We start from the raw sequence: 25,568 nt of genomic DNA, 5'->3' as shown, positions 1-25,568 counted from the left end.
TTTATAGAAAAGAATTAAGGTTAATCAATGAGTTCTGAAATGACATTTGATGGTGTTGAACAGTTAGCCCTGCGCAAGTTTACAGAAGATGCGTATCTAAACTATTCAATGTACGTAATTATGGACCGTGCCTTACCGTATGTTGGGGACGGCCTCAAGCCAGTACAGCGTCGTATTATTTATGCGATGTCTGAACTTGGTTTATCCGCGGCAGCAAAATATAAAAAATCGGCGCGTACTGTCGGTGATGTACTTGGTAAATACCACCCTCATGGTGACTCTGCCTGTTATGAAGCTATGGTATTAATGGCTCAGCCGTTCTCTTACCGTTACCCATTGGTTGATGGTCAAGGTAACTGGGGGGCGCCAGATGATCCTAAGTCTTTCGCCGCAATGCGTTATACCGAAGCCAAATTATCTAAGTTTGCCGAAGTATTGCTTGGAGAGTTGGGCCAAGGCACGGTGGAGTGGACACCAAACTTTGATGGCACCATGAAAGAGCCGAAAATGCTGCCGGCGCGTTTACCACACATTTTACTCAATGGTATTACCGGTATTGCCGTCGGTATGGCGACCGATATTCCGCCACATAACGTACGCGAAATTGCTGGTGCTGCGGTGCATTTGATCGATAACCCGAAAGCCGATTTGGGCGAAGTGATGGAGCATGTTAAAGGCCCAGACTACCCAACTGAAGCGGAAATCATCTCGTCACCTACTGATATTGAAAAAATTTATCGCAATGGTCGTGGCAGCATTAAAATGCGCGCAGTATGGCACAAAGAAGGTTCTGACGTTGTGATTACCGCGTTGCCTCACCAAGTGTCTGGTGCAAAACTGCTTGAGCAAATTGCTAACCAAATGCGAGCTAAAAAGCTGCCTATGGTGGATGATCTACGTGATGAATCGGATCATGAAAACCCAACTCGTATTGTAATTGTACCGCGTTCAAACCGTGTCGATTGTGATCAGTTGATGAACCATTTATTTGCTTCTACCGATCTTGAGAAAAACTACCGTGTTAACTTAAATATGATTGGTTTAGACAATCGTCCTGAAGTGAAAGGTTTAGTTCAAATTCTCCTCGAGTGGATTGAATTCCGTAAAACGACAGTTCGTCGTCGTCTGCAACATCGCTTAGACAAAGTACTTGATCGTTTGCACATCTTAGAAGGTTTATTGGTTGCTTATCTAAACCTTGATGAAGTCATTGAAATTATCCGTACGGAAGACGAACCAAAAGAAGTGCTAATGGCACGTTTTGGGATTACCGAAATTCAAGCCAATGCGATTCTAGATACTCGCTTGCGTAACTTAGCCAAGCTTGAAGAAATGAAGTTGCGTGGTGAGCAAGATGAATTGGAAAAAGAACGTCAAAAACTAGAGCAATTGCTGGGCTCTGATCGTCGTTTAAATACTTTGATCAAGAAAGAAATCCAAGCGGATGCGGAAAAATATGGTGATGATCGCCGCTCTCCACTAATTGAGCGTGCGGAAGCGAAAGCCTTAACGGAACGTGACTTGATTCCAAGTGAACCCATTACGGTAGTACTATCTGAAAAAGGTTGGATTCGTCATGCAAAAGGTCATGATGTCGATGCTTCAACACTTAACTATAAATCGGGTGATGGTTACCTAGCTTCAGCGCATGGTAAGAGTAACCAGCCAGCGGTGTTCTTAGGTTCCGATGGGCGTAGCTATTCATTAGAGTCTCATTCGCTACCTTCAGCACGTAGTCAGGGGGAACCGATCACTGGCCGTTTAGGTATTGCCGAAGGCAGTCAAATTCGCCAAGTGGTGATGGGTGAAGAAGATCAATTATGGTTAATTGCCTCTGATGCCGGTTATGGTTTTGTATGTAAAGGTGCGGATCTATTATCGAAAAACCGCAGTGGTAAAGCGTTATTAAATCTTCCTGAAAACTCAGAAGTGCTACCACCTAGCCCGGTTTCAGATATCGAGAAAGATGAAATCTTAGTGATCACCAATGATGGCAGAATGCTTCTATTCCCGATCAAAGACTTGCCTCAACTAAGTAAAGGTAAAGGTAATAAGATCATTAATATTCCTTCCGCTAAAGCTAAAGCACGTGAAGAAGTGGTCTCGCAACTGATTGCCATTCCTTATGGTGTCACAGTGACCTTATATGCAGGAAAACGTAAACTAGGCTTGAAACCGATAGATCTGGATAATTTCCGAGGTGAACGTGGTCGTCGAGGGGGTAAACTACCAAGAGGCTTGCAACGTGTAACTCGCATTGAAGTGGAAGCTAATAGTTCGGTAAGTAACGAAGAAGAGTAAATTCATTCTTTGTTATCAAAAATAATCAAAGCCGCTAGACAGGTTGTTTAGCGGCTTTATAATTTCTCGCAACTCGCAACTCGCAACTCGCAACTCGCAACTCGCAACTCGCAACTCGCAACTCGGCTAGCTCCACATAACTAAAATTGCCGCAATCGCGACCAGAATTAAACCTAAGCCATCCTTAATTTTGACCTTCTGTTTTAGCCAAAGCACTGAAATCATCATAGTAAAAAAGATTTCAACTTGCCCTAGCGTTTTAACATATGGTACTGCTTCCAGCGACATGGCACTAAACCAACCAATAGAGCCCAAACAGCTTGTCGCACTGGCTAGAAATGTCAGTTTTGGGCGTTGCCACAGGTCTTGTAATGTAGATTTATCCGTTATGAAAATATAAAGCAGCAAGATCAGAGTTTGTATGCTAATTACTAACCACAATACCCATGCAGCGTTATAAGGGAAGGGCAAATTAAGTGAGAGGCTCGCTTCGCGGATCCATAGGGAAGTTAAGGCAAATGCGCTACCGCAACATAAACCCAGTAACACAGTTGAAAGGGAAATCCCTCGAATTCCTGAAGTAGTACTCAAAAGAAATACTCCAATTCCACCTAAGCAAACGCCCAGCCAGCCGAGTAATGATAATTGCGTACCAAAAAACAGCATTCCTAAAATAGCAGCGGCTAATGCTTCACTTTTGGCAAGCCCTGCACCTATTGCGTAATTATTGAGTTTAAACAATTGTACCATTAGCGCAGTAGCAAGAATCTGCATTAAAGCGGCTGCTATGACAAAAGAAACAAAACGCGTATTGAGCTCAGGTAAAGCGACAGGGTGGGTTTGATAGAGGACAAATAGATACAGCGCCGCAATCGGGCTAGCCCATAAAAATCGTGCCAGTGTTACCCCTAGTGTTTTGACTTCTGCGGATAATTTACTTTGAAAAGCATTGCGCCAAGACTGCATAAAAGCAGCCATCAAAGTAAATAATATCCATGTCATGGTAGGTTTCCATTTAGTTTATAAATTGATACTTATTGAATTTTGTATCTTGAAGTCATTTGGGTATGAGCACTTTAATCCCTAGGGTCTTCTTCTATTGTGACAGGGAGAGTAATGGTTTTACCGTCACGTAACACATCAAAATTAACCGTGGTGCCAGGTCTAAGTTCGGTGACTATCTCCATGACGCTTTGGCTATTAAGTACTTTGTTACCATCAATACCAACAAGTACATCTTTTTCTTTTAAGCCAGCTTTGTCTGCTGGACCGCCTTCGGCAATGCTTAACACAATAATACCGTTAACCTGATCAATACCCAGTAGACGTGCGGCAACCGCATTCATGTCTTGACCATCAATGCCAATGTAACCACGGATCACCCGACCATCGGCAATAATTTTAGTCATTATTTTATACGCTAAAGGGTAGGGAATAGCGAAAGAGATCCCATAGGTTTCAAGATCAGTGGCTTGTTGAAATGAAGCCGTATTAATACCAATAAGTTCACCGCGGGTATTCACTAATGCGCCCCCAGAGTTACCTTTGTTAATTGCTGCATCTGTTTGGATGAAGGCTTGACGGCCATCGGCGCTGACGGAGGAACGGCCAATAGCCGAAATAATCCCAAACGTAGTGGTTTGACCTAGGTTATAAGGGTTACCGATCGCTAAAACAATATCGCCAACTTTGGTTTTGCTATGTGAATTTTGTGGAATAACGGGTAAGTTGCTCATTTCAACTTTGAGTACCGCAATATCGGTTTGTTTATCGGTTCCAACTAATTGAGCACTCGATACTCGGCCATCTTGCAAGGCGACTACGATTTGATCGGCTTGTGCGACTACGTGGTAGTTGGTAATGATATAGCCTTTATCTGATACAATAACCCCAGATCCAAGCCCTTGAGTTTTAAGCTTTAAACGATCGCCTTCTACATATTGACGGCTATAAATATTTGCGACAGCAGGGCCTGCACGATGTACCGCGTGGCTGAATGAAACTTGTACATCATTGATATTTTCAGTTTTAGATTCACTTTCAATATGAACTAAATCCTGACGTAATGAGGGAACGGCAATGAGAATGACCGCTGCTGTTGCTAGCCCGATAAGAATAGGTCGAAGCAAAAATTTAAGCATTTTTTCCTCAAATAGGCAGAATTAGAAAAGAGATGATTTGGCAAAGAATAGCACTGGATGGAAAGCAAAGAAAAGAGAAGTTTATCGATAAACTTCTCTTTAAGTTGGGCTTTATACCCAAGTGACTTCAAGATGCAGAATTCAGAGCTATCATCCAAACCTTTAGGTAAGGAAGATTGACGAAGGAATGTAAGCACCTTTCAAATCAATCTGTATATATTTGAATGGCGCTGTTTTCAGGAGGCTATTTCACCACAAGATAAATGGTTCGATCGCCTCGTTGGATATTTAAAGCGAGAATATTCGTTTTTTGCTCGAGTACTTTTTTCATTTGCGCGAGGTTTTTCACGCGAGTTCGATTCACGCCAATAATAATGTCGCCTTGTTGTAGCTGATAGGATTCGGCGGGTGAACCTTTGGCAATGTCGGTAATTTTAATTCCTGAAATAGCATCGCTACTGTCGGTGTTGCTGAATTTCGCACCTTCTAGCCCAGGGTGAATATCACTGGCACTGGCTTGAATTTGTTCCGCTTCACCCAGTGTCACGGTTTTGGTTAACGCTTTACCATCACGAATTAAGCCAAGCTTGACGGTTTTGCCAGCTCCTATAGTGGCGATTTTCGCTCTAAGCTCCCCAAAGGTATCAATATTTTTATTATTTATTGAAGTGATCACATCACCCGCTTGTAGTCCAGCTTTCTCGGCAGCACTATCTGGCAGTACTTGGCTGACAAAAGCGCCTTTGCTGTTGTTATACCCCATAGCTTCGGCAAGATCTGGCGTAATTTCTCCACCTTGAATCCCTAATATGCCACGCTTAACGCCGCCGAATTCAATAATTTGCTCAGTTAGGTTTTTCACCATGTTAGAGGGGATCGCAAAACCTATTCCTACATTGCCTCCACTTGGTCCTAAGATTGCGGTATTGATCCCGACAAGTTCACCGTTGAGATTAACCAGTGCGCCACCTGAGTTACCAGTATTGATAGCTGCATCGGTTTGAATAAAGTTCTCAAAGTTTTCAATATTTAGTCCACTACGTCCTAGTGCAGAAATAATGCCTGAAGTAACAGTCTGACCAAGTCCAAATGGATTACCTATTGCTACAGCAAAGTCACCGACACGTAATTGATCGGAATCGGACATTTTTATTTGCACCAAGTTGGAGACTTTCTTGTCGAGTTTGATGATCGCAATATCGGATAATTTATCGCCACCAATGAGTGTTGCTTTAACTTCTCGTCCATCTGACAATGCCACGAGAATTTTATCGGCATCATTGATGACATGGTAATTCGTAACTATATAGCCATTTTGGGCATCAATAATAACTCCAGATCCTAATCCTCTAAACTCTCTCTCAGGAAGTGATTGTGCTGGAAAGTCAGGGCCGAAGAAAAAGCGAAATTGCTCAGGAATAGATTGATTGCTGGCATTTTTTTTACCCTCAACTAATACCGAGACAACTGCAGGCGTCACTTGTTCTAGCATAGGAGCTAGGCTGGGCATTTGTTGACCATTGACCGAATTAGGAAGGTTTGTTGAAGCTGAAACCGGGGTAAGGATAGCACTGAGGCTTAATGAGATAGCGCTCAAAACAAGTAAAGGTTTTTTCATTCTAATACTCCTTTATTGAACAAAATCAAGATCAAGGGATTAGAACTAAAAACCTTTACAAAGTTCCCAAATTGAACTGTTTAATGATAGCTATTTATGACGCTTTATTTAGCTTTGGAGAATCAACATAAGTCTTTGGTTGTTCTTTTAGTAACCCCGTTGAACCTTTGGCGTAGTCTTTAGGTTGAGTTTCAGGTGTTTCTTCGGGTTTACTACGTTCTTCCGATGGTTCTTCAGTGGATTGGGTGATAAATGGGTTATCTTGCTTGGGAATATTTGGTAATAGATCAGATGACGTTTGCGCCATGTGTTGATAAAGCTTAGTGTAATTCTTGCCTAGAGTATCAAGCATTTCAGCGGCATTTGAAAAGTGATCAGAAAGATCTTGGCGATGCTGCTCTAGTTCAAATTTAGCAGTCTCGAGTTCTTTTTGTAGTTGTTTGTGTTTCTTGTATTCAGGCGTCATTAAGCGGGCAACGATAATGCCGATAATGATACCGATAACCAAACCTACTGCAGCATAAAGAAAAGCCATACAAGCTCCTTACTATTGATTTTTAACATGTTTATTACGACGTGTTATACATGTTTGCAATACATGGTACTATGAGATTCTTGCTCTATAAAGCAAAAACTGCCCTTAAAAACGTCTAACGTAGATGGGCTATTTTTTCTCAACATTCCACTTTATTTCGTATTCATGGATGACATTGAATGATGACGCCTAAGCAAAAGTATCAGTACGACATTGAACATTCTGGATTTCAGCATGACCCCGCACAACAATATGCCGTTGAGAAACTGGATCAACTTTATCACCAATTTCTTGAGTATGTATCAACTCCACCAGAAAAACCGAGTTTATTTTCAAAATTGTTAGGTCGGAAGGCTCAGGTCATCATTCCAAAAGGGTTATATTTTTGGGGGGGAGTAGGTCGCGGTAAAACTTATCTTATGGATTTGTTTTTTGATGCGTTGCCTTACGAGAAAAAGAGTCGCATGCATTTTCATCGTTTTATGCAAAAGGTGCATTCTGAGCTTTCCAGCTTAAAAGATGTCAGTGACCCGTTACATATAGTTGCTGATAGGTTTAAGCAACAGGCGGATATCATTTGTTTTGATGAATTTTTTGTTTCTGATATTACCGATGCGATGATTCTGGGGACATTGTTTGAAGCTTTATTTGAACGTGGCATTGTGCTGGTGGCGACATCGAATATTCCACCTAAAGATCTATACCGCAATGGCTTACAACGCGCCCGTTTTTTACCGGCAATTAAGTTGATTGAGCAGCAATGTATTGAAGTGAATATTGATAGCGGTATTGATTATCGAATGCGAACCCTTGAACAAGCGGAAATTTACCACTTTCCATTGGATGAAAAAGCACAAGCAAATTTAGAGCACTATTACTTGCAACTTAGTCGAGATGAATGTAGAGAAACCCAATTAGTCGAGATTAATAATCGTAAAATTGAGGTTAAAGGGGTTTGCGATGGTGTGTTGTATGCCAGTTTTTCTCAGCTTTGTGAAAGCTCACGTAGTCAGTCTGATTATATTGAAATGTCACGCTTGTACCACACGGTTTTACTTTCTGAAGTGAAACAAATGGGGCGTAATAGAGATGACGCAGCACGTCGATTTATTGCTTTGGTTGATGAATTCTATGAGCGTAATGTGACGCTAATTATCTCAGCAGAAGTCCCACTAGAATCTTTATATAGCGGAGGACAGCTTGAATTTGAGTTCCAACGTTGCCAATCACGTTTGATCGAGATGCAAAGCATTGATTACCTAGCCAATGAACACTTGGCTTAATATAGGTCTGTGAGTAAGTGCTGGCTGGATTTTTATGCTAAAAAAGGGAATTAGGTAGTGATTCATTGGTTTTTATAATTAATCTCAGTTTTTTGGTAAAAATAGATGATTTTTCCCTCACTCTTCTCTATAATCCTGCGACCCACCGTTACTGCAGGCTAAGTTCTATGGACGAAGCCGAGAGTACCAACGACTCGAAGGGGTGATGAATGGGACTCTTAGACAGTGGGAATAAGCTTTTAGAGCTTCTTATCCTAAGGGTAATAAGCGGTTGCTTGTTCCTTAAACTATGAATTTAAATTAAACGGGTATTATTAGCATGAAAACTTTCGTTGCTAAACCAGAAACTGTAAAACGCGACTGGTATGTTGTAGACGCTGAAGGTAAAACTCTTGGCCGTCTAGCAAGTGAAATTGCATCTCGCCTACGTGGCAAACATAAAGCTGAGTACACTCCTCACGTTGACACTGGTGATTACATCATCGTTGTAAACGCAGAGAAAGTAGCTGTTACAGGTAACAAAGCGAAAGGTAAAATCTATTACCGTCACTCTGAGTTCCCTGGTGGCCTAAAATCAATCTCTTTCGAAAAACTGATTGATAAAAAGCCAGAAATGGTTATTGAACTAGCTGTTAAAGGTATGCTACCACGTGGTCCTCTTGGCCGTGCTATGTACCGTAAGCTAAAAGTTTACGCTGGCGCTGAGCACAACCATGCTGCTCAACAACCACAAGTACTAGACATCTAATCGAGGATTATCGAAATGGCAGAGAATCAATACTACGGCACTGGCCGTCGCAAAAGCTCAGCTGCTCGTGTTTTCATCAAACCAGGCAGCGGCAACATCGTAATTAACAAGCGTGACCTAGACACCTACTTCGGTCGTCCAACTTCACGTATGGTTGTTAAACAACCTCTTGAACTTGTTGACATGGTAGAGAAACTTGACCTATACATCACTGTTAAAGGTGGTGGTATTTCTGGTCAAGCTGGTGCGATCCGTCACGGTATCACACGCGCTCTTATGGAATACGATGAAACTCTACGTCCTGCTCTACGCGCAGCTGGCTATGTTACGCGTGACGCTCGTTGCGTTGAACGTAAGAAAGTTGGTCTACGTAAAGCACGTCGTAAACCACAATTCTCTAAGCGTTAATTTTCTCTACAGAGTTTTCTCTGTATTGCAAATCAACGTCACCAGTTTTCTGGTGTGTGGTTACAAAAGCTCGGCTTCGGTCGGGCTTTTTTGTATCTGTAGAAAATACTTCCTTTTTAATCCCTACTGTTTTCTCAAACCTCCCTTAAAACCTAAATGTTACATAATGTGTCATTTGGGGTAGATTATCTTGCAATATCTGGCTTGTTTTAGGTCTTTTAGACTTTCTGCTTATTCTTCATCCCCTTGTATTTAGGGTTTTTAGGCGCTTTTGTGAAGTCCTAAACAAATATGGGTCACAGATGTTACTAAAAGGTAGCTTTACCTTGTCTCTATGTAGCGGTTTCTTTATCATTTAAAAGAATTTTTATAAACATGTGCATGATAATAAGCATATTAATATCGATGTTATTTAAATCGATTTTAAAAAAATGAAAATGCACGTTAAGAGTACAAAGGTCGCAAGATCTAAGGATTGGGTTACTCTTTTGTATTTAATACAGATTGGGAGATGTTTGGATGAGCAATGCGCCTATCAATAATGGCCGTCGGCGCTTTTTGACTGCCACCACTGCGGTTGTGGGTGGAATAGGGGCTGTGGCTGTCGCCGTGCCTTTTATTAAATCTTGGAATCCAAGTGAAAGAGCAAAAGCGGCTGGTGCTCCAGTTGAAGTCGATGTAAGTAAAATAGAAGAAGGTCAGCTAGTTCGTGTTGAATGGCGAGGCAAACCGGTTTGGGTTGTACGTCGTTCTCAAAGCACTTTAGAGCAGCTAGAAGCTTTGGGTGATAAGCTTCGTGATCCTGCATCAGAGCAAGAGCAGCAACCTAGTTACGCTCAAAATAAATATCGTTCAATAAAGCCTGAATACTTTGTTGCAGTTGGTATCTGTACTCACCTTGGTTGTTCACCGACTTATCTACCAGACACTTTTAGTGAGCAAGTTCAAGGCGTGAAATCAGGCTTTTTCTGCCCATGTCATGGTTCAAAGTTTGATTTGGCGGGGCGTGTATTCCAAGGCGTGCCGGCACCATTAAACTTGGTGGTTCCAGAACATGGCTATTTGAGTGATACACGGATTATCATTGGCGAAAGTCGTGAGGAGGGAGCCTGATGCAAGCCTTACTTGATTGGGTAGAAAAACGTCTACCTGCGATGGATGCTTATAAAAAGCACTTATCTGAATATCCAATGCCGAAGAACTTCAACTTTTGGTATCTTTTTGGTTCTTTAGCTATGTTGGTACTCGTTAACCAGATCCTTACCGGCATTTGGTTAACAATGAACTATGTGCCTTCTGGCGATGGTGCGTTTGCCTCAGTTGAATACATCATGCGTGATGTGGAATATGGTTGGTTACTTCGTTATATGCACTCAACTGGCGCTTCTGCGTTCTTTGTTGTGGTGTATTTACACATGTTCCGTGGCCTTATCTACGGCTCTTATCAAAAGCCACGTGAGCTATTGTGGATCTTCGGTATGTTGATCTTCTTAGTACTGATGGCTGAAGCCTTTATGGGGTACCTATTACCTTGGGGACAAATGTCTTATTGGGGCGCACAGGTAATCATTTCACTATTTGGTGCGATTCCTGTTATTGGTGATGACTTAACACTATGGATTCGTGGTGACTACGTTATTTCAGGCGCGACGCTAAACCGTTTCTTCGCATTGCACGTGATTGCATTACCGATTGTATTATTGCTATTGGTTGTATTACACGTACTAGCCTTGCATGAAGTAGGTTCGAACAACCCTGATGGTATTGATACTAAGATTCCAAAAGCGCCAGATGATAACGGCGAGCATAAGACACAATTTAAATTCCATAAGCAGTTCACTAAGAAATATAACATCATCGACTCAGTACCTTTCCATCCTTATGGCACGGTTAAAGATTTGGTCGGTGTTGCTGGTTTCTTGTTCTTCTTTAGTTATGTGTTGTTCTTTAACCCAGAAATGGGGGGATACTTCCTTGAGCCGCCAAACTTCGAAGCTGCTAACCCGCTGAAAACACCTGAGCATATTGCACCAGTATGGTATTTCACACCGTTCTACGCAATTTTACGTGCGGTTCCTGATAAATTATTAGGTGTAGCGGCAATGGGAGCATCGATTCTGTTCCTATTCCTACTGCCTTGGTTTGACCGTTGTAAAGTTCGTTCATACCGCTACCGAAGCAAGTGGCACTTATTGAATATTATTCAGTTTGTCGTGTGTTTCATTGGCCTAGGTGTTTTAGGTACTTTACCTGCAACACCACTGTATACCTTGTTATCACAGATCTTTAGCCTAGGATATTTCATGTTCTTCGTTCTACTGTATTTCTATAGTAAAAATGAAGCGACGAAACCATTGCCAGAGAGGGTAACATTCAAATGAAAAAGTGGATTGTAGGACTTTTGACTATTATGTTGCCATTCACGGTAATGGCAGCAGGTGGAAATGTACATTTAGACAGTGCTAATAATGACTTAACGGATAAAGCATCGTTACAACGTGGTGCTAAAACCTTTATGAGTTATTGTGCAGCATGTCATTCAACGCAATATCAACGTTATCAGCGTGTCGCGACAGATTTAGGTATTCCAGATGATTTAATGATGGAAAACCTAGTGTTTGATCCTAATGCGAAAATCGGTGATTTGATGACCAATGCGATTCCAGCAGAAGATGCTGGCAAATGGTTTGGTACTCCGCCACCAGATCTAACTTTAGTCGCTCGAGTACGTGGTGTTGATTGGTTATACACCTATTTACGCAGTTTTTATGCTGATCCATCTCGTCCATTTGGGGTGAATAACACGACTTTCCCTAATGTTGGTATGCCACACGTGCTGGAAGGTTTACAAGGGATCCCTGAGCCTGTATTTGAAACCACGACAGTCGATGGTGAAGAGCATAAAGTCGTCACAGGGACTAAAATCGTTAAAATGGGTGAGTTAACGACGGAAGAGTATGATAATACTGTCCGTGATTTAGTTAATTTCCTTGAGTATTCTGGTGACCCTGTGAAGCTAGAACGCCACGCTCTAGGTTGGTGGGTAATGGCTTTCTTAGTGATCTTTACTATCGTAGTGGTTTTACTGAAGAAAGAATACTGGCGTGATGTTCATTAATAGCTAAGGCTTATTGAGCTATAATCAGTAAGCCTTGGGAATAAAAATTAGCCTGAATGTAAACATTTGTGCTAAAATTCCTTGCTAATTTTTATATAATGGGGGCATTGAGCCTCCATTCTTTTTTATTTTTAAGTGTGCTGGAGGGCTTCTCAATGGCTGTAGCTGCCAATAAACGTTCTGTGATGACTCTATTTTCAAGTGCTTCAGATATGTATAGCCATCAGGTTCGTATTGTTCTAGCCGAAAAAGGGGTTAGTGTTGAAGTTGAGTTAGTTGAAGAAGATAACTTACCAACTGAACTTATTGAACTTAACCCATATAAGTCAGTTCCGACTCTAGTCGATCGTGAGCTTGCACTTTATAACTCAAATATCATCATGGAATACCTTGATGAACGTTTCCCTCATCCACCTTTGATGCCTGTTTATCCTGTTGCTCGTGGTAATAGCCGTTTGATGATGTACCGTATTGAGCGTAACTGGTATTCACAAGCAGAGAAAATTGTTTCAGGTACACCTGAAGAAGCGGAAGCGGCTCGTACTAAACTACGTAATGACTTGTTAACTTTGGCTCCTGTTTTTGCTGAATATGAGCACTTCATGAGCGAAGAGTTTAGCCTAATCGACTGCTACTTAGCACCATTACTATGGCGTCTACCGACATTTGGTATTGAGCTATCTGGCCCTGGTTCAAAAGAGCTAAAAATCTACATGAGCCGCGTGTTTGAGCGTGATTCATTCTTAGCTTCATTAACAGAAGCTGAACGAGAAATGCGCTTGGTTCGTTAATCATGGATATGGACAAAATGACACCAAGACGCCCTTATTTAGTGCGCGCATTTTATGAATGGTTAGTGGATAATGAACTGACTCCACACTTAGTGGTGGAAGCGACATTACCTGGTGTACGTGTACCAATAGAGTTTGTGCAAGACGGACAGATTATTTTGAACGTTGCGCCACGAGCGGTTGGTAACTTAGAAATCAGTAATGATGCCATTATGTTCAATGCTCGCTTTAGCGGTCGTCCACATTCCGTCATTGTTCCTATGTATGCAGTACAGGCTATCTATGCACGTGAAAACGGCGCTGGAACTATGTTTGAACCAGAAGATGCTTACACTGCTGAGATGGAAGCTGGCATCGAAGAAGAGCCAGTATCGTCACTATCAAGTGTTACTAGCTCAAGTGATGAAGATCCTAAAGCATCAACTACTGATGAACCTGAAGCTTCGGCTAAACCTAAAGGTCGCCCGAGTTTAACTATCGTTAAGTAGTGATAACTATACCCAAGTAACTTGGGTATAAGTCATTTCGTTTTCAAAAGCAGTGCATTTAATGCGCTGCTTTTTTTTGAGCTAAACTTAATGTGGAATAAACAGAAGTAAGCAATGGACTCTCCTTATATTCCTGCTCGACATTCCTTTTTGTCTTGATATACTCGTGGGTGTTTAGACGTCTAGATTGCTTATGGAGAGAGTGCAATGCCAATCAAGATTCCCGATCAACTTCCTGCTTCTGATATCTTACGTCAGGAAAGAATCTTTATTATGTCGGAGACACGTGCGACTACGCAGATGATCCGTCCACTTAAAGTATTGATCTTAAATTTGATGCCGAAAAAAATTGAGACGGAAACTCAGTTTTTACGCTTACTTTCAAACAGTCCGCTGCAAGTTGATATTGAGTTGCTGCGTATTGATGACCGCCCAAGTAAAAATACGCCAACCGAACACCTGAATAATTTTTATCGCCAATTTGATGTAGTGAAAAATAGAAATTTTGATGGCTTGATTATTACGGGGGCGCCATTAGGGCTAGTGCAATTTGAAGATGTAGCTTACTGGGAGCATTTGCAGACAATAATGTCGTGGGCTAAAGACCATGTGACTTCTACATTATATGTTTGTTGGGCAGCTCAGGCTGGCTTAAAGCTTTTGTATAACTTACCTAAACGTACTCGTAAAGAGAAGCTGTCAGGTGTATATCATCATGATGTGGTTAGTGAGTTTCATCCGGTAGTCAGAGGCTTTGATGATAGCTTCTTAGCACCTCATTCTCGCTATGCCGATTTCACTTCAGAATATTTATCTGAACATACTGATTTAGATATCTTAGCGACTTCTGATGATGCTGGTGTTTATCTTGCGAGTAGTAAAGATAAGCGGCATGTATTTGTCACAGGACATCCTGAATATGATGCTCATACTTTACATAATGAATATGTGCGAGATTTAGCTGAAGGAATGGATCCTGCTGTCCCAGTGAACTATTACCCAAATGACAACCCAGACAATCCACCGATTGCCAGTTGGCGAAGCCATGGTCATTTATTGTTTTCTAACTGGTTAAATTACTGTGTCTACCAGCAAACACCTTACGATCTTGACCATTTCTCGATAGATAACTTCACCAAAGATGATTGATAAATAAAGTTTTAGAACCCAAAAAAGCAGCATAACTATTTTGGAAGATTCCTTAAAGTTATGCTGCTTTTTTGTGAGGCGATATAGTGAATGGGCTAATTATTAGCTTGGTTTATTTTCCTGATCTTTCGAATCCACTTCCATTTGAGCACGTAGCTGATCTGCTTCTTCCATTTGTTTTTGTACCACTTTCGCTTTATTGATCATAGGAGTAATGGTTGAACCTTGAATTAGGATCGAGAAGACTACTACCGCGTAGGTCATCACCATTATGATCTCTTTAATATCAATATTGGCAGAGGTTATAAAGTATTTACCGTGTGGAATCGATAGCGCCATTGCTAGTGCCAAACCACCACGTAAGCCACCCCAAGTTAGGATTTTCACTGACCATTTGTTGTAGGTTCTAAAACGTTTAAAACCGATAAATGGAATCCAAACACTTAGGAAACGAGACAGTAGAACCAGTGGTACTGCAATCGCCATCATAATCCAATCTTCAGAGTGGAATTCGAACAACAATAGAGACATACCGATAAGTAGGAACAGAATACCGTTAAGGAATTCATCAATTAGTTCCCAGAAGTGATCCATGTGCTCGGTACTTTCTTTAGAAAAACCAACATAACGTGTCCAGTTACCAATCATGATACTGGAAACGACCATTGCTAGTGGTCCCGATACTTCAAGTGTTTCAGCAAAAGCGTAGCCGGCGGTTGGAATACAGATCATCAAGAGTAATTCCATTGAGTGATCATTGGTTGAGCTAATTAGGTAGTGGAACAATAGACCTAGAACAAAGCCGTAAGCGATGCCGCCAACTGCTTCTTGTAAGAATAATGTCAGCACGCCACCAGGAGTAGGGGCTTGGCCACTAAATGCGACGGTAAAGATAGTGACAAAAATAACTAAGCCAATACCATCATTGAATAGCGATTCACCTTCAATTTGAGTTGAGATGCGTTGTGGCGCTTGGAGTTTCTTAACAATTGCCAGTACCGCAATTGGATCGGTTGGTGAGATAAGTGCACCAAACAGAATGCAGTAGATTAAATCAATATGAATGTTAATCGCATCGCAGATTGCATATAAACTGAAACCGATAAAGAAAGTAGAAAATAGGGTGCCACCAAATGCAAGGATGGCGATCTCCCATTTTTGATCAGCAAAATGCGGTAACTTGATGCCTAAACCACCGGCAAATAACAAGAAGCCAAGCACCCCATTGAGTAAGAAGCTTTCAAAGTTAATTTCCGTCATCGTTTTTGAAGCGATGTCGATAAGGTTAAACCAGCCACTATGGCCGGCAATAATAATAAGTAGCGAGAGCATCATTGAGCCCGCTGTAATAGCAATAGTCGTTTGCAGGCGACCAAACTTACTGTTAATCAATGCAATCACCATCGCAGCAAACGATAGGAAGCAGAGGGTATTATAGACCGACATAGTTTAACCTTGGCTAATGTAACAAATTGTAATTCCGCAATTTTCGTGTGCTTACTGATAAATATCAATACATTTTTAACAAGATTAGAGTAAAGCAGATAAAAATCATGTTAAAAAGGATATATTAGAGATTTAAATTTCATTTTAGACGTCTAGATTTCCATTGCAAATAAAGCATGTTAGGATGTCTTAACGAATCAAGGAAAGAGGTTGTATCGTGGCTGGAAGTACAAATTCTCATTACAGTGAAGTAAAACATCAAATTCAAACGTTATTAAAATCTCGCATTTTATTGATTGATGGTGGCATGGGAACCATGATCCAGTCTCATCAATTACAAGAGAATGACTATCGAGGAGAGCGCTTTGCGGATTGGCATAGTGATCTTAAAGGTAATAACGACTTATTGGTTTTAACGCAACCGCAGTTAATAAAAAAAATACACAGTGACTACTTAGCGGCTGGTGCCGATATTCTAGAAACCAATACCTTCAATGCCACTACCATTGCGATGGCTGATTACGACATGGAAAGCTTAAGTGCAGAGATAAACTTTGCCGCGGCGAAACTTGCTCGTGAAGCGGCTGATGAATGGACAGCAAAAACACCAGATAAGCCTCGCTTTGTTGCAGGTGTACTAGGGCCAACCAATCGTACTTGCTCAATTTCTCCCGATGTAAATGATCCAGGTTTTCGTAATGTCAGTTTTGATGAGTTAGTGATTGCTTACTCTGAATCTACCCGCGCGCTTATCAATGGTGGTGCGGACATCATCATGATTGAAACCATCTTTGATACCTTAAACGCAAAGGCTTGTGCATTCGCGGTATTAAGCGTATTTGATGAGCTTGGCTTCAAACTACCGGTGATGATTTCAGGCACGATTACAGATGCCTCTGGTCGTACGCTTTCAGGGCAAACGACCGAAGCATTTTATAACGCATTGCGCCATGTTGAACCATTGTCATTTGGCCTCAACTGTGCACTAGGGCCTAATGAACTACGTCAATACGTTGAAGAACTATCGCGTATTTCAGAAAGCCATGTATCCGCTCACCCTAATGCCGGTTTACCTAATGCTTTCGGTGAATATGATCTTGAACCGCGTGAAATGGCGAAGCATATTCAAGAATGGGCTGAAAGTGGTTTTCTAAATATGGTTGGTGGCTGCTGTGGTACTACACCTGAGCATATTCGTCAGATGGCACGTGTTGTTGAAGGGGTAAAACCTCGCGCATTGCCTGAATTACCAAAAGCTTGCCGCCTATCGGGCTTAGAGCCACTTACCATAGATAAAGATTCGTTGTTTGTGAACGTCGGCGAGCGTACTAACGTAACGGGTTCCGCTAAGTTCAAGCGTCTGATTGTTGAAGAGCAATATGATGAAGCGCTTGATGTGGCTCGCGAACAAGTAGCCAATGGCGCTCAAATCATCGATATCAATATGGATGAAGGGATGCTCGATGCTAAAGCTTGCATGGAACGCTTCTTGAATTTATGTGCCTCTGAGCCAGAAATATCGAAAGTTCCTATCATGGTCGACTCTTCTAAATGGGACGTCATTGAAGCCGGCTTAAAGTGCGTACAAGGTAAAGGCATCGTCAACTCTATCTCGATGAAAGAAGGTGTTGAGAACTTTATTGAGCAAGCCAAATTGATCCGTCGCTATGGCGCGGCAGTTATCGTAATGGCATTTGATGAAGTTGGCCAAGCGGATACTCGTGAACGTAAAACCGAAATTTGTACCAAGGCCTATCGTATTCTGGTTGATGAAGTGGGTTTCCCGCCAGAAGATGTTATTTTCGACCCTAATATTTTTGCCATTGCCACCGGTATTGATGAACACAATAACTATGCGGTCGATTTTATTGAAGCAGTGGGCGATATTAAGCGTGATCTGCCTTACGCGATGATTTCTGGAGGCGTATCTAACGTTTCGTTCTCATTCCGCGGCAATAACTACGTACGTGAAGCAATCCATGCGGTATTCCTATACCACTGTTTTAAACGTGGTATGGATATGGGGATCGTTAACGCAGGGCAATTAGAAATTTACGATAACGTACCGGAAAAGCTGCGTGATGCGGTTGAAGATGTGGTGCTTAACCGTCATGCCGATGCGACCGAAAATTTACTAGAATTGGCTGAACAGTACCGTTCAAACGGAGTTGGTAAAGCGGAAGATCCTGCTTTATTGGAATGGCGAACTTGGGAAGTCGAAAAGCGTCTTGAGCATGCCTTAGTCAAAGGCATTACCGAATTTATTGTTGAAGATACTGAAGAAGCCCGAGCTAAAGCTGCCAAACCTCTTGAGGTGATTGAAGGCCCACTGATGGATGGCATGAACGTCGTCGGTGACTTGTTTGGTGAAGGTAAAATGTTCCTTCCTCAAGTTGTGAAATCGGCGCGCGTGATGAAGCAAGCGGTGGCCTACTTAGAACCTTACATCAACGCTGAAAAGCAAGTCGGGCAAACCAATGGTAAAATTTTATTGGCAACAGTAAAAGGCGACGTTCACGACATTGGTAAGAACATCGTTGGGGTTGTGTTGCAATGTAATAATTACGAGATCATCGATCTTGGTGTTATGGTGCCAACCGAGACTATTTTGAAAGTCGCCAAAGAAGAAAATGTCGATATTATTGGTCTATCTGGCCTGATCACTCCATCACTCGATGAAATGGTGCATGTGGCGAAAGAGATGGAGCGCCAAGGTTTTGACTTGCCTTTATTGATTGGTGGGGCAACTACCTCAAAAGCTCACACCGCGGTGAAAATTGAACAAAATTACTCTCAACCTGTTGTGTATGTGAACAATGCTTCTCGAGCGGTTGGAGTATGTTCGGCATTACTCTCTGACTCTTTACGTCCAGCATTTGTTGAGAAACTTGATCTAGACTATGATCGAGTGCGTGATCAGCATGCGCGTAAGCGTCCTCGCACTAAGCCTGTAACACTAGAGCAGGCACGTGCCAACAAGGTGAATATTGACTGGCAAAGCTATACCCCACCAGCACCAGTTAAACCGGGCGTGCATGTGTTTGAGCATATTGATACGGCAATTTTACGTCAATATATCGATTGGACGCCGTTCTTCTTAACTTGGGGATTAATGGGTAAATACCCATCTATTTTTGAGCATGAAGAAGTTGGTGAAGAGGCTAAGCGCTTATTCGATGACGCTAATGTTTTCTTAGATCAAATAGAGCAAGATGGCATTCTTAAAGCGAGCGGTATGTGTGGCATGTTCCCTGCTAATAGTGTTGGGGATGATATTGAAGTGTATGCGGATGAAACTCGCACACAAGTGATTAAAGTGCTGCATAACTTACGCCAGCAAACGGAGAAACCAAAAGGCCCGAACTACTGTTTATCGGATTACATTGCGCCAAAAGATAGTGGTAAATCTGATTGGATTGGTGGTTTTGCGGTTACTGGTGGTATTGGTGAACGTGAATTAGCGGATGCTTATAAAGCGCAAGGTGATGACTTTAATGCCATTATGATTCAAGCGGTGGCTGACCGTTTAGCCGAAGCATTTGCTGAATATATGCATGAACAAGTACGTAAAGATATTTGGGGCTATGCTGCGGATGAGAACTTAACCAATAATGATCTGATTCGTGAAAAGTACCAAGGTATCCGCCCTGCACCCGGTTACCCAGCTTGCCCTGAACATACTGAAAAAGGCAGTTTGTGGGAGCTTCTCAAGGTTGAAGAAACCATCGGCATGTCTTTAACTACCAGTTATGCAATGTGGCCGGGCGCTTCAGTATCAGGCTGGTATTTCTCTCACCCTGATTCTCGCTATTTTGCGATTGCCCAGATCCAACAAGATCAAGCGGAAGAGTATGCACAACGTAAAGGTTGGGATGAAGTGGAAATGGAGAAATGGCTAGGGCCGAATTTGAGTTGATTATAGGGAAGAGCGGTTCCTGGTTCCTAGTCCCTAGGCGGAGGTGCTGCGAGTTTTTCTCTATACTTAACCACCTTTTAAGCTAAAACAAAGGCGATAACCTATCATCAGTTATCGCCTTTAATCTTTCTGAATATTTGAAATTTTATTTACTGAATAAAGAAGTTAAAGTAGTTTCCTCGAGCTTCTTTTTCTAGGTACTAGGGACTAGAAACCTAGCTACCTTTATTCAAACAACTCCCGATGCAATACTTCCACGGCAGTTTTCGCTTCCGCTTCCCCTACCAAGAAACACAAATTATGTGGACTAGCACCGTAACAAATCATACGTAAATTGAAATCTTCTAGCGCGCTGAAGACTTGTTTAGCGTAGCCTTTTTTAGCACTCATCTTATTACCGATTAATGCTACTAGACTTAGGTTATATTCCACCTCAACTAGGCATAATTGCTCTAATTCTGCGCGTACATCGGCAGGCAGTTCAGGTGCTTGACCAGACGTATTGGTTTGATCGAGTGTCAACGACACACTCACTTCTGAAGTGGTGATCAAATCTACCGAGATCTGGTATTTAGCTAAGATATTGAATACTTGAGCTAAGAATCCATACGTTTGGAACATATCAGGGCTACGTAATGTCACCATGGTTTGGTTGTTACGTAACGCCAGTGCACGGAATAATGGAGCACTTTCTACTTGCTTGCGGATCCAAGTACCACCTTTTTCTGGCTCACGAGAAGATCCTACAAATACTGGGATCTGGTGGCGAAGCGCAGGAAGTAGAGTCGAAGGGTGCAAAATTTTCGCCCCGAAGTTGGCCATTTCAGAGGCCTCACTAAAGCTAATTTCCGGAATTGGTGTCGCTTTTGGAGCAATGCGAGGATCTGTGGTGTAGATCCCTGGAACATCAGTCCAAATCTCTAAGCCTGAAGCTTTAACCGCCTCAGCAATTAATGCTGCACTATAATCACTACCACCACGACCAAGCGTAGTGGTATTACCATCAGCATCACTACCAATAAAGCCTTGTGTAATAACAACATGCTGTTGGCAAAGCGTAGTGAGTTTTTGTTGTGCTAGAGCAGAAATATCGGCAATAACTGGCTCAGCTTTACCGTGATCAGAATTGGTACGTAATACTTCACGAATATCAAATCGAACCGCGTTAATGCCGCGCTCTACCATCAACTGAGTCAAAATATGAGTCGACATTAATTCGCCACACGCCACGATATGATCGGTGAGTTTATCGCTCGATTGGAAAGAAGCAGCTTCAGCCATGCTAGAAAGCGTCGTTAAAATGGTATCGATCGCATGTCTGGTTTTTTCTTGCTCGGAAAATTGTTCGATGATGCTGTAATGAATAGAACGAATTTTTTCGACTGTCGCAACACGATCATCGGAATTTTGCACCCCAAGTGCTAACTCTACTAATAAATTTGTCACGCCAGAACAGGCACTACTAACAACTAGTTTAGTGGATGGATTATCTTCAATAATAGCGGCACAACGACTCATGGCTTCGAAATTTGCCACACTGGTGCCACCAAACTTTGCTACGTTAAATGCGCTCACGGCATTGTCTCCCATAATTCTCAAATAATGCTTATTGATATCAACAATCAATAAACGAACGTCCAATGTTGAAGAGAGATTTCTTAGAGCGGGGGAAATACATAGAAGTGAATCACTTGAATCGTGATCATGTAAATCTTAGAAGCTCTTCATCATATTTAATGATGACAGTTGCCAGGATTCAACCTGAACAACCGATGCGATAAATTTCCGAGCATTTACCCATCTCGGCGTAACTCCCCCTGAATGACTAGTTTAGGATCTCGGGATCCACTGGTCATCTGCCTGGGTTACGCTCCTCTTCCTTTTCAACCATTATCCTATGGCTGAAAGCTATATTTAAGTGACCTCAAAGCGTACCTTAAGGTTACTAGGGTATCCATTGAACGTTGTTGCATTAGAAAAGTCAATCATTGAAAACGTTATATGAAGAAATTTTTAAACTTGATTTGTAGACAATAAAAATTAAAACTGTATACAAAGTTCACAGTTTTGTTTGCTGCCGATGAGGGGGCCATCAGAGCGTGATAATTTATCTTATATAGCACACTAATTTCGCCGATGTTATTTTGCTAGGCCACCCAAAAGCTGAAGTAAATGCATCACCGAGCGAATGATAAATATGGAATACACCATTAAGGATTATTATGACAATTCAGCGCTTTTTCCCACCTCGCCGTATTTTGATGGGCCCAGGTCCTTCTGATATTTCATCGGATGTTTTGCAAGCTTTAAGTCGTCCTACTGTCGGCCACTTAGATCCACTGTTTATCGGTATGATGGATGAAGTAAAAACACTCCTGAAATATGCTTTTCAAACCGAAAATGATTTTACTATTCCGGTTTCAGCGCCCGGTAGTGCTGGTATGGAAGCGTGCTTTGTTAATCTTATCGAACCCGGTGATAAAGTGATGATTTGCCGTAATGGTGTGTTTGGCGAACGTATGCGTGAAAATGCGATTCGTAGTGGGGCAGAAGTGGTACTGGTGGATGATGAATGGGGCAAACCAGTTAGTGTCGATAAAGTAGCAGCCGCTTTTGCGGAAAACTCAGATGTTAAAATTCTGGCTTTTGTTCATGCTGAAACATCAACCGGTGCATTAAGTGATGCACAAGCACTATCGAAAATCGCTAAACAATATGATGCATTGACGATTGTTGATGCAGTAACGTCACTTGGTGGTGTACCACTTAAAGTTGATGAGTGGCAGTTAGATGCGGTGTATTCAGGTAGTCAAAAATGCCTATCGTGTGTACCAGGTTTATCGCCAGTAACTTTTTCACCTAAAGCGATTGCTAAGATCCAAGCGAGAACGACACCGGTTCAAAGTTGGTTTTTAGATCAAAGTCTAGTACTTGGTTATTGGAGTGGCGAAGGTAAACGTAGTTATCACCATACAGCGCCAGTGAATAGTTTATATGCATTACATGAAGCTTTGCTTGGCTTGTATAACGAAGGGCTAGAAAATGCCTGGCAACGTCATGCTGATATGCATCAGAAACTAAAACAAGGTCTTGAAGAGTTAGGCTTTAAGTATGTGGTTGATGAAGAGTGTCGTTTGCCGCAATTGAATTCTGTCTATCTACCTGAAGGTGTCGATGATGCCAAAACTCGTCAACATTTACTTGAAGAATATAACCTTGAAGTCGGCGGAGGTTTAGGAGCATTAGCAGGTAAGGTATGGCGTATCGGCTTGATGGGATATAGTGCCAAAAATGAAAATGTTGCGTTATGTTTGAAGGCGTTACAAGAGACTATAGGGAAATGAGAATAGGGGGGCTAGGTTGCTCGTCCCTAGTTTCTAGGAAGAGCTTTTTCATTGTTCGGGCGCTTTTCTGTTAGTTTCACAAGAGAGGTAAATTTAACAACGTCATTCCAAAAGTGAGGAACGAACTGTTTGGAATCTCCTAATGGTACTTGGAGATCCTGAACTGCGCTCCTACGTCGCTTTTCAGGATGACAATTTTTCCTATCAACTAATAGACTTGGACAACGAGCGAAGGGAAATACTTCGTTCATTGTCCATTTTTATATTGTATGGGCTTCAGAGTGTTTCTCTAGGAACTAGAAACCTATTGTGCTTTAGCCTCTGATGCTGCCTCTGCCTTTGAAACTCTTTCTTCCGGCGGAATATAACGAATCTTCGAAAAATCTTGTGCGGGGAATAAGAAACTTGCTTCCTTGCGGATTTCTTCCGCTTTTCTGTTATCGCCAATCCCTTGGTAGGCTACGATTAATTTTGAATAAAAAGCAGCTCTTGGTTTGCGCTTGATGACTTGAGTTGCCCAATCAATATAAGGTTGAATGTATTCTGGATTATCAAGATGCAAACCAATGTTGAGTTGGGTGCTGTAAACGTCCCAATCAAACCTATCTTTCCAAACACTAGGGTTGGTCACTTGGTTTAATAAATCTGGATTAATTGGTCTGGTATATTCAAACCGACTGAGAACATAGTTTGTATGCAGTGCGGTGAGCATAAAAAATGCAGTAATGATCGGGATGATTAATGAAAATACACTCAATAAACTTTTTGTTATTTTGCTAAAACTCACCACCTTATATTGAGAGGTTAACTGATCGACCCAGTAGATGAGTATTACAAAGATGATCCAATGGACCGCAGAGTGATAAAACGGATATTCAAGTTGGGTATGTAATACGATTGGGAAAAATAAAGCGATTAATGCCAAACGAGTTCCAGATTGTGACTTGCGCACTTTACGAAATACCATCAAGGCAGCCATCAACAAACCAAGTACCGATATGATGCCACCTTCTACTGCCCAATATAAAATCTCATTATGTGGGTGATCCATCGAAGGCAATCCTGGATGGTAGTCAGGATTTAGCTGATATTGTCTTGCTGTATAGACCATATAAGCTGATTCAAATTGCCCATAGCCATATCCAGTGAGTGGTTGTTCTATCACCATATCTAAGGTTTGCGGAAAGGTATAACGGCGTGGGCTTTCTAAATTAGACTTTTTAGCAATTAACTCATTACCACCATTCGCTGTTGCGAGGGTATAGCCACCTGCCAAACCTACAATGATCGAAATTAGCCATAATGACATCATTCGTTTTGGTAAGAATTTAGCTAAATATGGGATCAGAAGTACGGTAGAGATTGTTGCCCCTAACCAGCCAGTACGTGAGGCAAGCACCCATAATAATGGAATGGTGATGATTGGCATAAACAGCAATAAGCCGGAAAATACTTTGTGCAGTTGGACATTCGTCTGTTTTTGTCTCGCCAATAAGTAAGAGCTAATAGCTAATCCGGTGGCTAAAAAGCTCGCGGTAACATTAGGTTGTTGAAATATCGCAAACGGACGATTTTGTTCGGTGTTGTAACCAAATGAATTGCCAGGTTCTAAAAATAAGTATTGAAAGTAACTGTAGGCTGCTTCGATACAGACTGCGCCAACAATGAGGAGTAATAGTGTCTGCTTTTGTTTAATTGAGAGAGGATATTGGTGCAGAATCAGTAGCAGCAACCAACCTGCCCACAATCCGATCAAACGTAACATGGCATCTTGAACGTTGGCAGTCGAATAGAAAATTGGCAGGGTTAAAATAATGCAAGCAATAAACATTACTATAGTGAGACTGGTGATGCGTAATACCCGCTGATTGGCCATCGCATACAAGCCAATCCCAAAACTAACACTTAATGCTAACCAGGTCGCGGAATTAAAAGATAAGGCTAATCCTGCACCACCTGGATTCGGTTGGAAAAAGTGCATGGCGAGTAAGAACACCACTCCTAGCGACCAAAGAAATGGTTTAGCTAAGATGTTAGGTTCAGGCATTTCTTCTAGTTTTGTGCCTTGGATATGTAACGTTGCCATGTACAGTACAGCCTCTAGATGTTTGATTTGCCTATAAGGCGGCTATATTAGCATTGTTTGTATGAAAAAAATGGTGAAAAGTAACTGGAATTATGGGGCCGAGTTCTAGTTTTCCGGGTTAGGAAAGGAGGGCGGATCTGGGCCCTAGTTCCTAGTCTCTAGAGGAGGATGCTAAGTATTTACAGCAATAAATAGA

At 41.8% G+C, this 25,568-nt stretch carries 19 protein-coding genes and 1 riboswitch; of the genes, 12 read left to right on the top strand and 7 right to left on the bottom strand.

The features are described from left to right. Positions 1–27 precede the first annotated feature (27 nt). On the top strand, positions 28–2,301 hold the full coding sequence (parC, locus tag QQJ93_RS10630; RefSeq protein ID WP_089122245.1) for a DNA topoisomerase IV subunit A: 2,274 nt from the start codon (positions 28–30) through the stop codon (positions 2,299–2,301). 126 nt (positions 2,302–2,427) lie between these two features. Here the strand turns inward: parC and QQJ93_RS10625 are convergent, their stop codons facing one another. From QQJ93_RS10625 to zapG, 4 genes are all read right to left on the bottom strand, one after another. After that, entirely contained in the window at positions 2,428–3,303 is an 876-nt protein-coding gene (locus QQJ93_RS10625) for a DMT family transporter (protein WP_089122246.1), read from the bottom strand. A 74-nt stretch (positions 3,304–3,377) separates the two neighbouring features. Beyond that, complete coding sequence (gene degS, locus QQJ93_RS10620; RefSeq protein ID WP_089122247.1) at positions 3,378–4,442, bottom strand: outer membrane-stress sensor serine endopeptidase DegS; 1,065 nt, start codon at positions 4,440–4,442, stop codon at positions 3,378–3,380. A 244-nt stretch (positions 4,443–4,686) separates the two neighbouring features. Then, positions 4,687–6,060, bottom strand: coding sequence for a Do family serine endopeptidase (locus QQJ93_RS10615; RefSeq protein WP_089122248.1), 1,374 nt, complete (start codon positions 6,058–6,060; stop codon positions 4,687–4,689). A gap of 94 nt (positions 6,061–6,154) precedes the next feature. After that, on the bottom strand, positions 6,155–6,595 hold the full coding sequence (gene zapG / locus QQJ93_RS10610) for a Z-ring associated protein ZapG (protein WP_089122249.1): 441 nt from the start codon (positions 6,593–6,595) through the stop codon (positions 6,155–6,157). Between the two features lie 182 nt (positions 6,596–6,777). On the opposite strand from zapG, the gene zapE reads away from it, so the two are divergent. The 9 genes from zapE to metA all read left to right on the top strand — a co-directional run bounded on the left by zapE (position 6,778) and on the right by metA (position 14,580). Next, the gene (zapE, locus tag QQJ93_RS10605; protein ID WP_089123533.1) at positions 6,778–7,878 is read left to right on the top strand and encodes a cell division protein ZapE; all 1,101 of its coding nucleotides are present in this window, start codon (positions 6,778–6,780) and stop codon (positions 7,876–7,878) included. 319 nt (positions 7,879–8,197) lie between these two features. Beyond that, positions 8,198–8,626 (top strand): 50S ribosomal protein L13, encoded by a 429-nt coding sequence (gene rplM, locus QQJ93_RS10600; protein ID WP_089122250.1) that lies wholly within the window; start codon positions 8,198–8,200, stop codon positions 8,624–8,626. A gap of 15 nt (positions 8,627–8,641) precedes the next feature. After that, positions 8,642–9,034 carry a 30S ribosomal protein S9 gene (rpsI, locus tag QQJ93_RS10595; RefSeq protein WP_089122251.1) on the top strand — a complete coding sequence of 131 codons (393 nt, stop codon included), beginning with the start codon at positions 8,642–8,644 and terminating at the stop codon, positions 9,032–9,034. Between the two features lie 519 nt (positions 9,035–9,553). Further along, complete coding sequence (gene petA, locus QQJ93_RS10590) at positions 9,554–10,147, top strand: ubiquinol-cytochrome c reductase iron-sulfur subunit (RefSeq protein ID WP_089122252.1); 594 nt, start codon at positions 9,554–9,556, stop codon at positions 10,145–10,147. Then, positions 10,147–11,415 carry a cytochrome b gene (locus QQJ93_RS10585; RefSeq protein ID WP_089122253.1) on the top strand — a complete coding sequence of 423 codons (1,269 nt, stop codon included), beginning with the start codon at positions 10,147–10,149 and terminating at the stop codon, positions 11,413–11,415. Before petA ends, QQJ93_RS10585 begins: the two co-directional genes overlap by 1 nt. Further along, the gene (locus tag QQJ93_RS10580; RefSeq protein ID WP_089122254.1) at positions 11,412–12,152 is read left to right on the top strand and encodes a cytochrome c1; all 741 of its coding nucleotides are present in this window, start codon (positions 11,412–11,414) and stop codon (positions 12,150–12,152) included. Before QQJ93_RS10585 ends, QQJ93_RS10580 begins: the two co-directional genes overlap by 4 nt. Positions 12,153–12,307: 155 nt before the next feature. Next, positions 12,308–12,943, top strand: coding sequence for a stringent starvation protein SspA (gene sspA, locus QQJ93_RS10575; RefSeq protein WP_027697782.1), 636 nt, complete (start codon positions 12,308–12,310; stop codon positions 12,941–12,943). A 2-nt stretch (positions 12,944–12,945) separates the two neighbouring features. After that, complete coding sequence (gene sspB, locus QQJ93_RS10570) at positions 12,946–13,431, top strand: ClpXP protease specificity-enhancing factor (protein WP_089122255.1); 486 nt, start codon at positions 12,946–12,948, stop codon at positions 13,429–13,431. Between the two features lie 207 nt (positions 13,432–13,638). Next, positions 13,639–14,580, top strand: a complete 942-nt coding sequence (gene metA, locus QQJ93_RS10565; protein WP_089122256.1) for a homoserine O-acetyltransferase MetA — start codon at positions 13,639–13,641, stop codon at positions 14,578–14,580. 102 nt (positions 14,581–14,682) lie between these two features. On the opposite strand, the gene QQJ93_RS10560 is transcribed toward metA, so the two are convergent. Then, positions 14,683–16,026, bottom strand: coding sequence for a cation:proton antiporter (locus QQJ93_RS10560; protein WP_089122257.1), 1,344 nt, complete (start codon positions 16,024–16,026; stop codon positions 14,683–14,685). 217 nt (positions 16,027–16,243) lie between these two features. Here QQJ93_RS10560 and metH point away from each other — a divergent pair, with 217 nt between their 5' ends. After that, positions 16,244–19,942: a methionine synthase gene (gene metH / locus QQJ93_RS10555; protein WP_089122258.1), complete on the top strand. Its 3,699-nt coding sequence runs from the start codon at positions 16,244–16,246 to the stop codon at positions 19,940–19,942. 225 nt (positions 19,943–20,167) lie between these two features. On the opposite strand, the gene lysC is transcribed toward metH, so the two are convergent. Then, positions 20,168–21,517: a lysine-sensitive aspartokinase 3 gene (lysC, locus tag QQJ93_RS10550; protein WP_089123534.1), complete on the bottom strand. Its 1,350-nt coding sequence runs from the start codon at positions 21,515–21,517 to the stop codon at positions 20,168–20,170. 134 nt (positions 21,518–21,651) lie between these two features. Beyond that, positions 21,652–21,828, bottom strand: a riboswitch (Lysine riboswitch). Positions 21,829–22,164: 336 nt separating this feature from the next. Between lysC and QQJ93_RS10545 the strand changes: the two genes are divergently transcribed. Next, positions 22,165–23,286 carry a pyridoxal-phosphate-dependent aminotransferase family protein gene (locus QQJ93_RS10545; RefSeq protein ID WP_089122259.1) on the top strand — a complete coding sequence of 374 codons (1,122 nt, stop codon included), beginning with the start codon at positions 22,165–22,167 and terminating at the stop codon, positions 23,284–23,286. Positions 23,287–23,590: 304 nt separating this feature from the next. Here QQJ93_RS10545 and QQJ93_RS10540 read toward each other — a convergent pair whose 3' ends face one another. Continuing rightward, positions 23,591–25,372 (bottom strand): PglL family O-oligosaccharyltransferase, encoded by a 1,782-nt coding sequence (locus tag QQJ93_RS10540; protein WP_089122260.1) that lies wholly within the window; start codon positions 25,370–25,372, stop codon positions 23,591–23,593. Positions 25,373–25,568 lie beyond the last annotated feature (196 nt).

Origin of the sequence: Vibrio algivorus (genome assembly GCF_030161215.1) — a bacterium.
In the GTDB taxonomy this organism is placed as follows: Bacteria; Pseudomonadota; Gammaproteobacteria; order Enterobacterales; family Vibrionaceae; genus Vibrio; species Vibrio algivorus.
The sequence above is the reverse complement of the archived record's forward strand: the minus strand, read 5'-3'. Positions and strand labels throughout refer to the sequence as shown.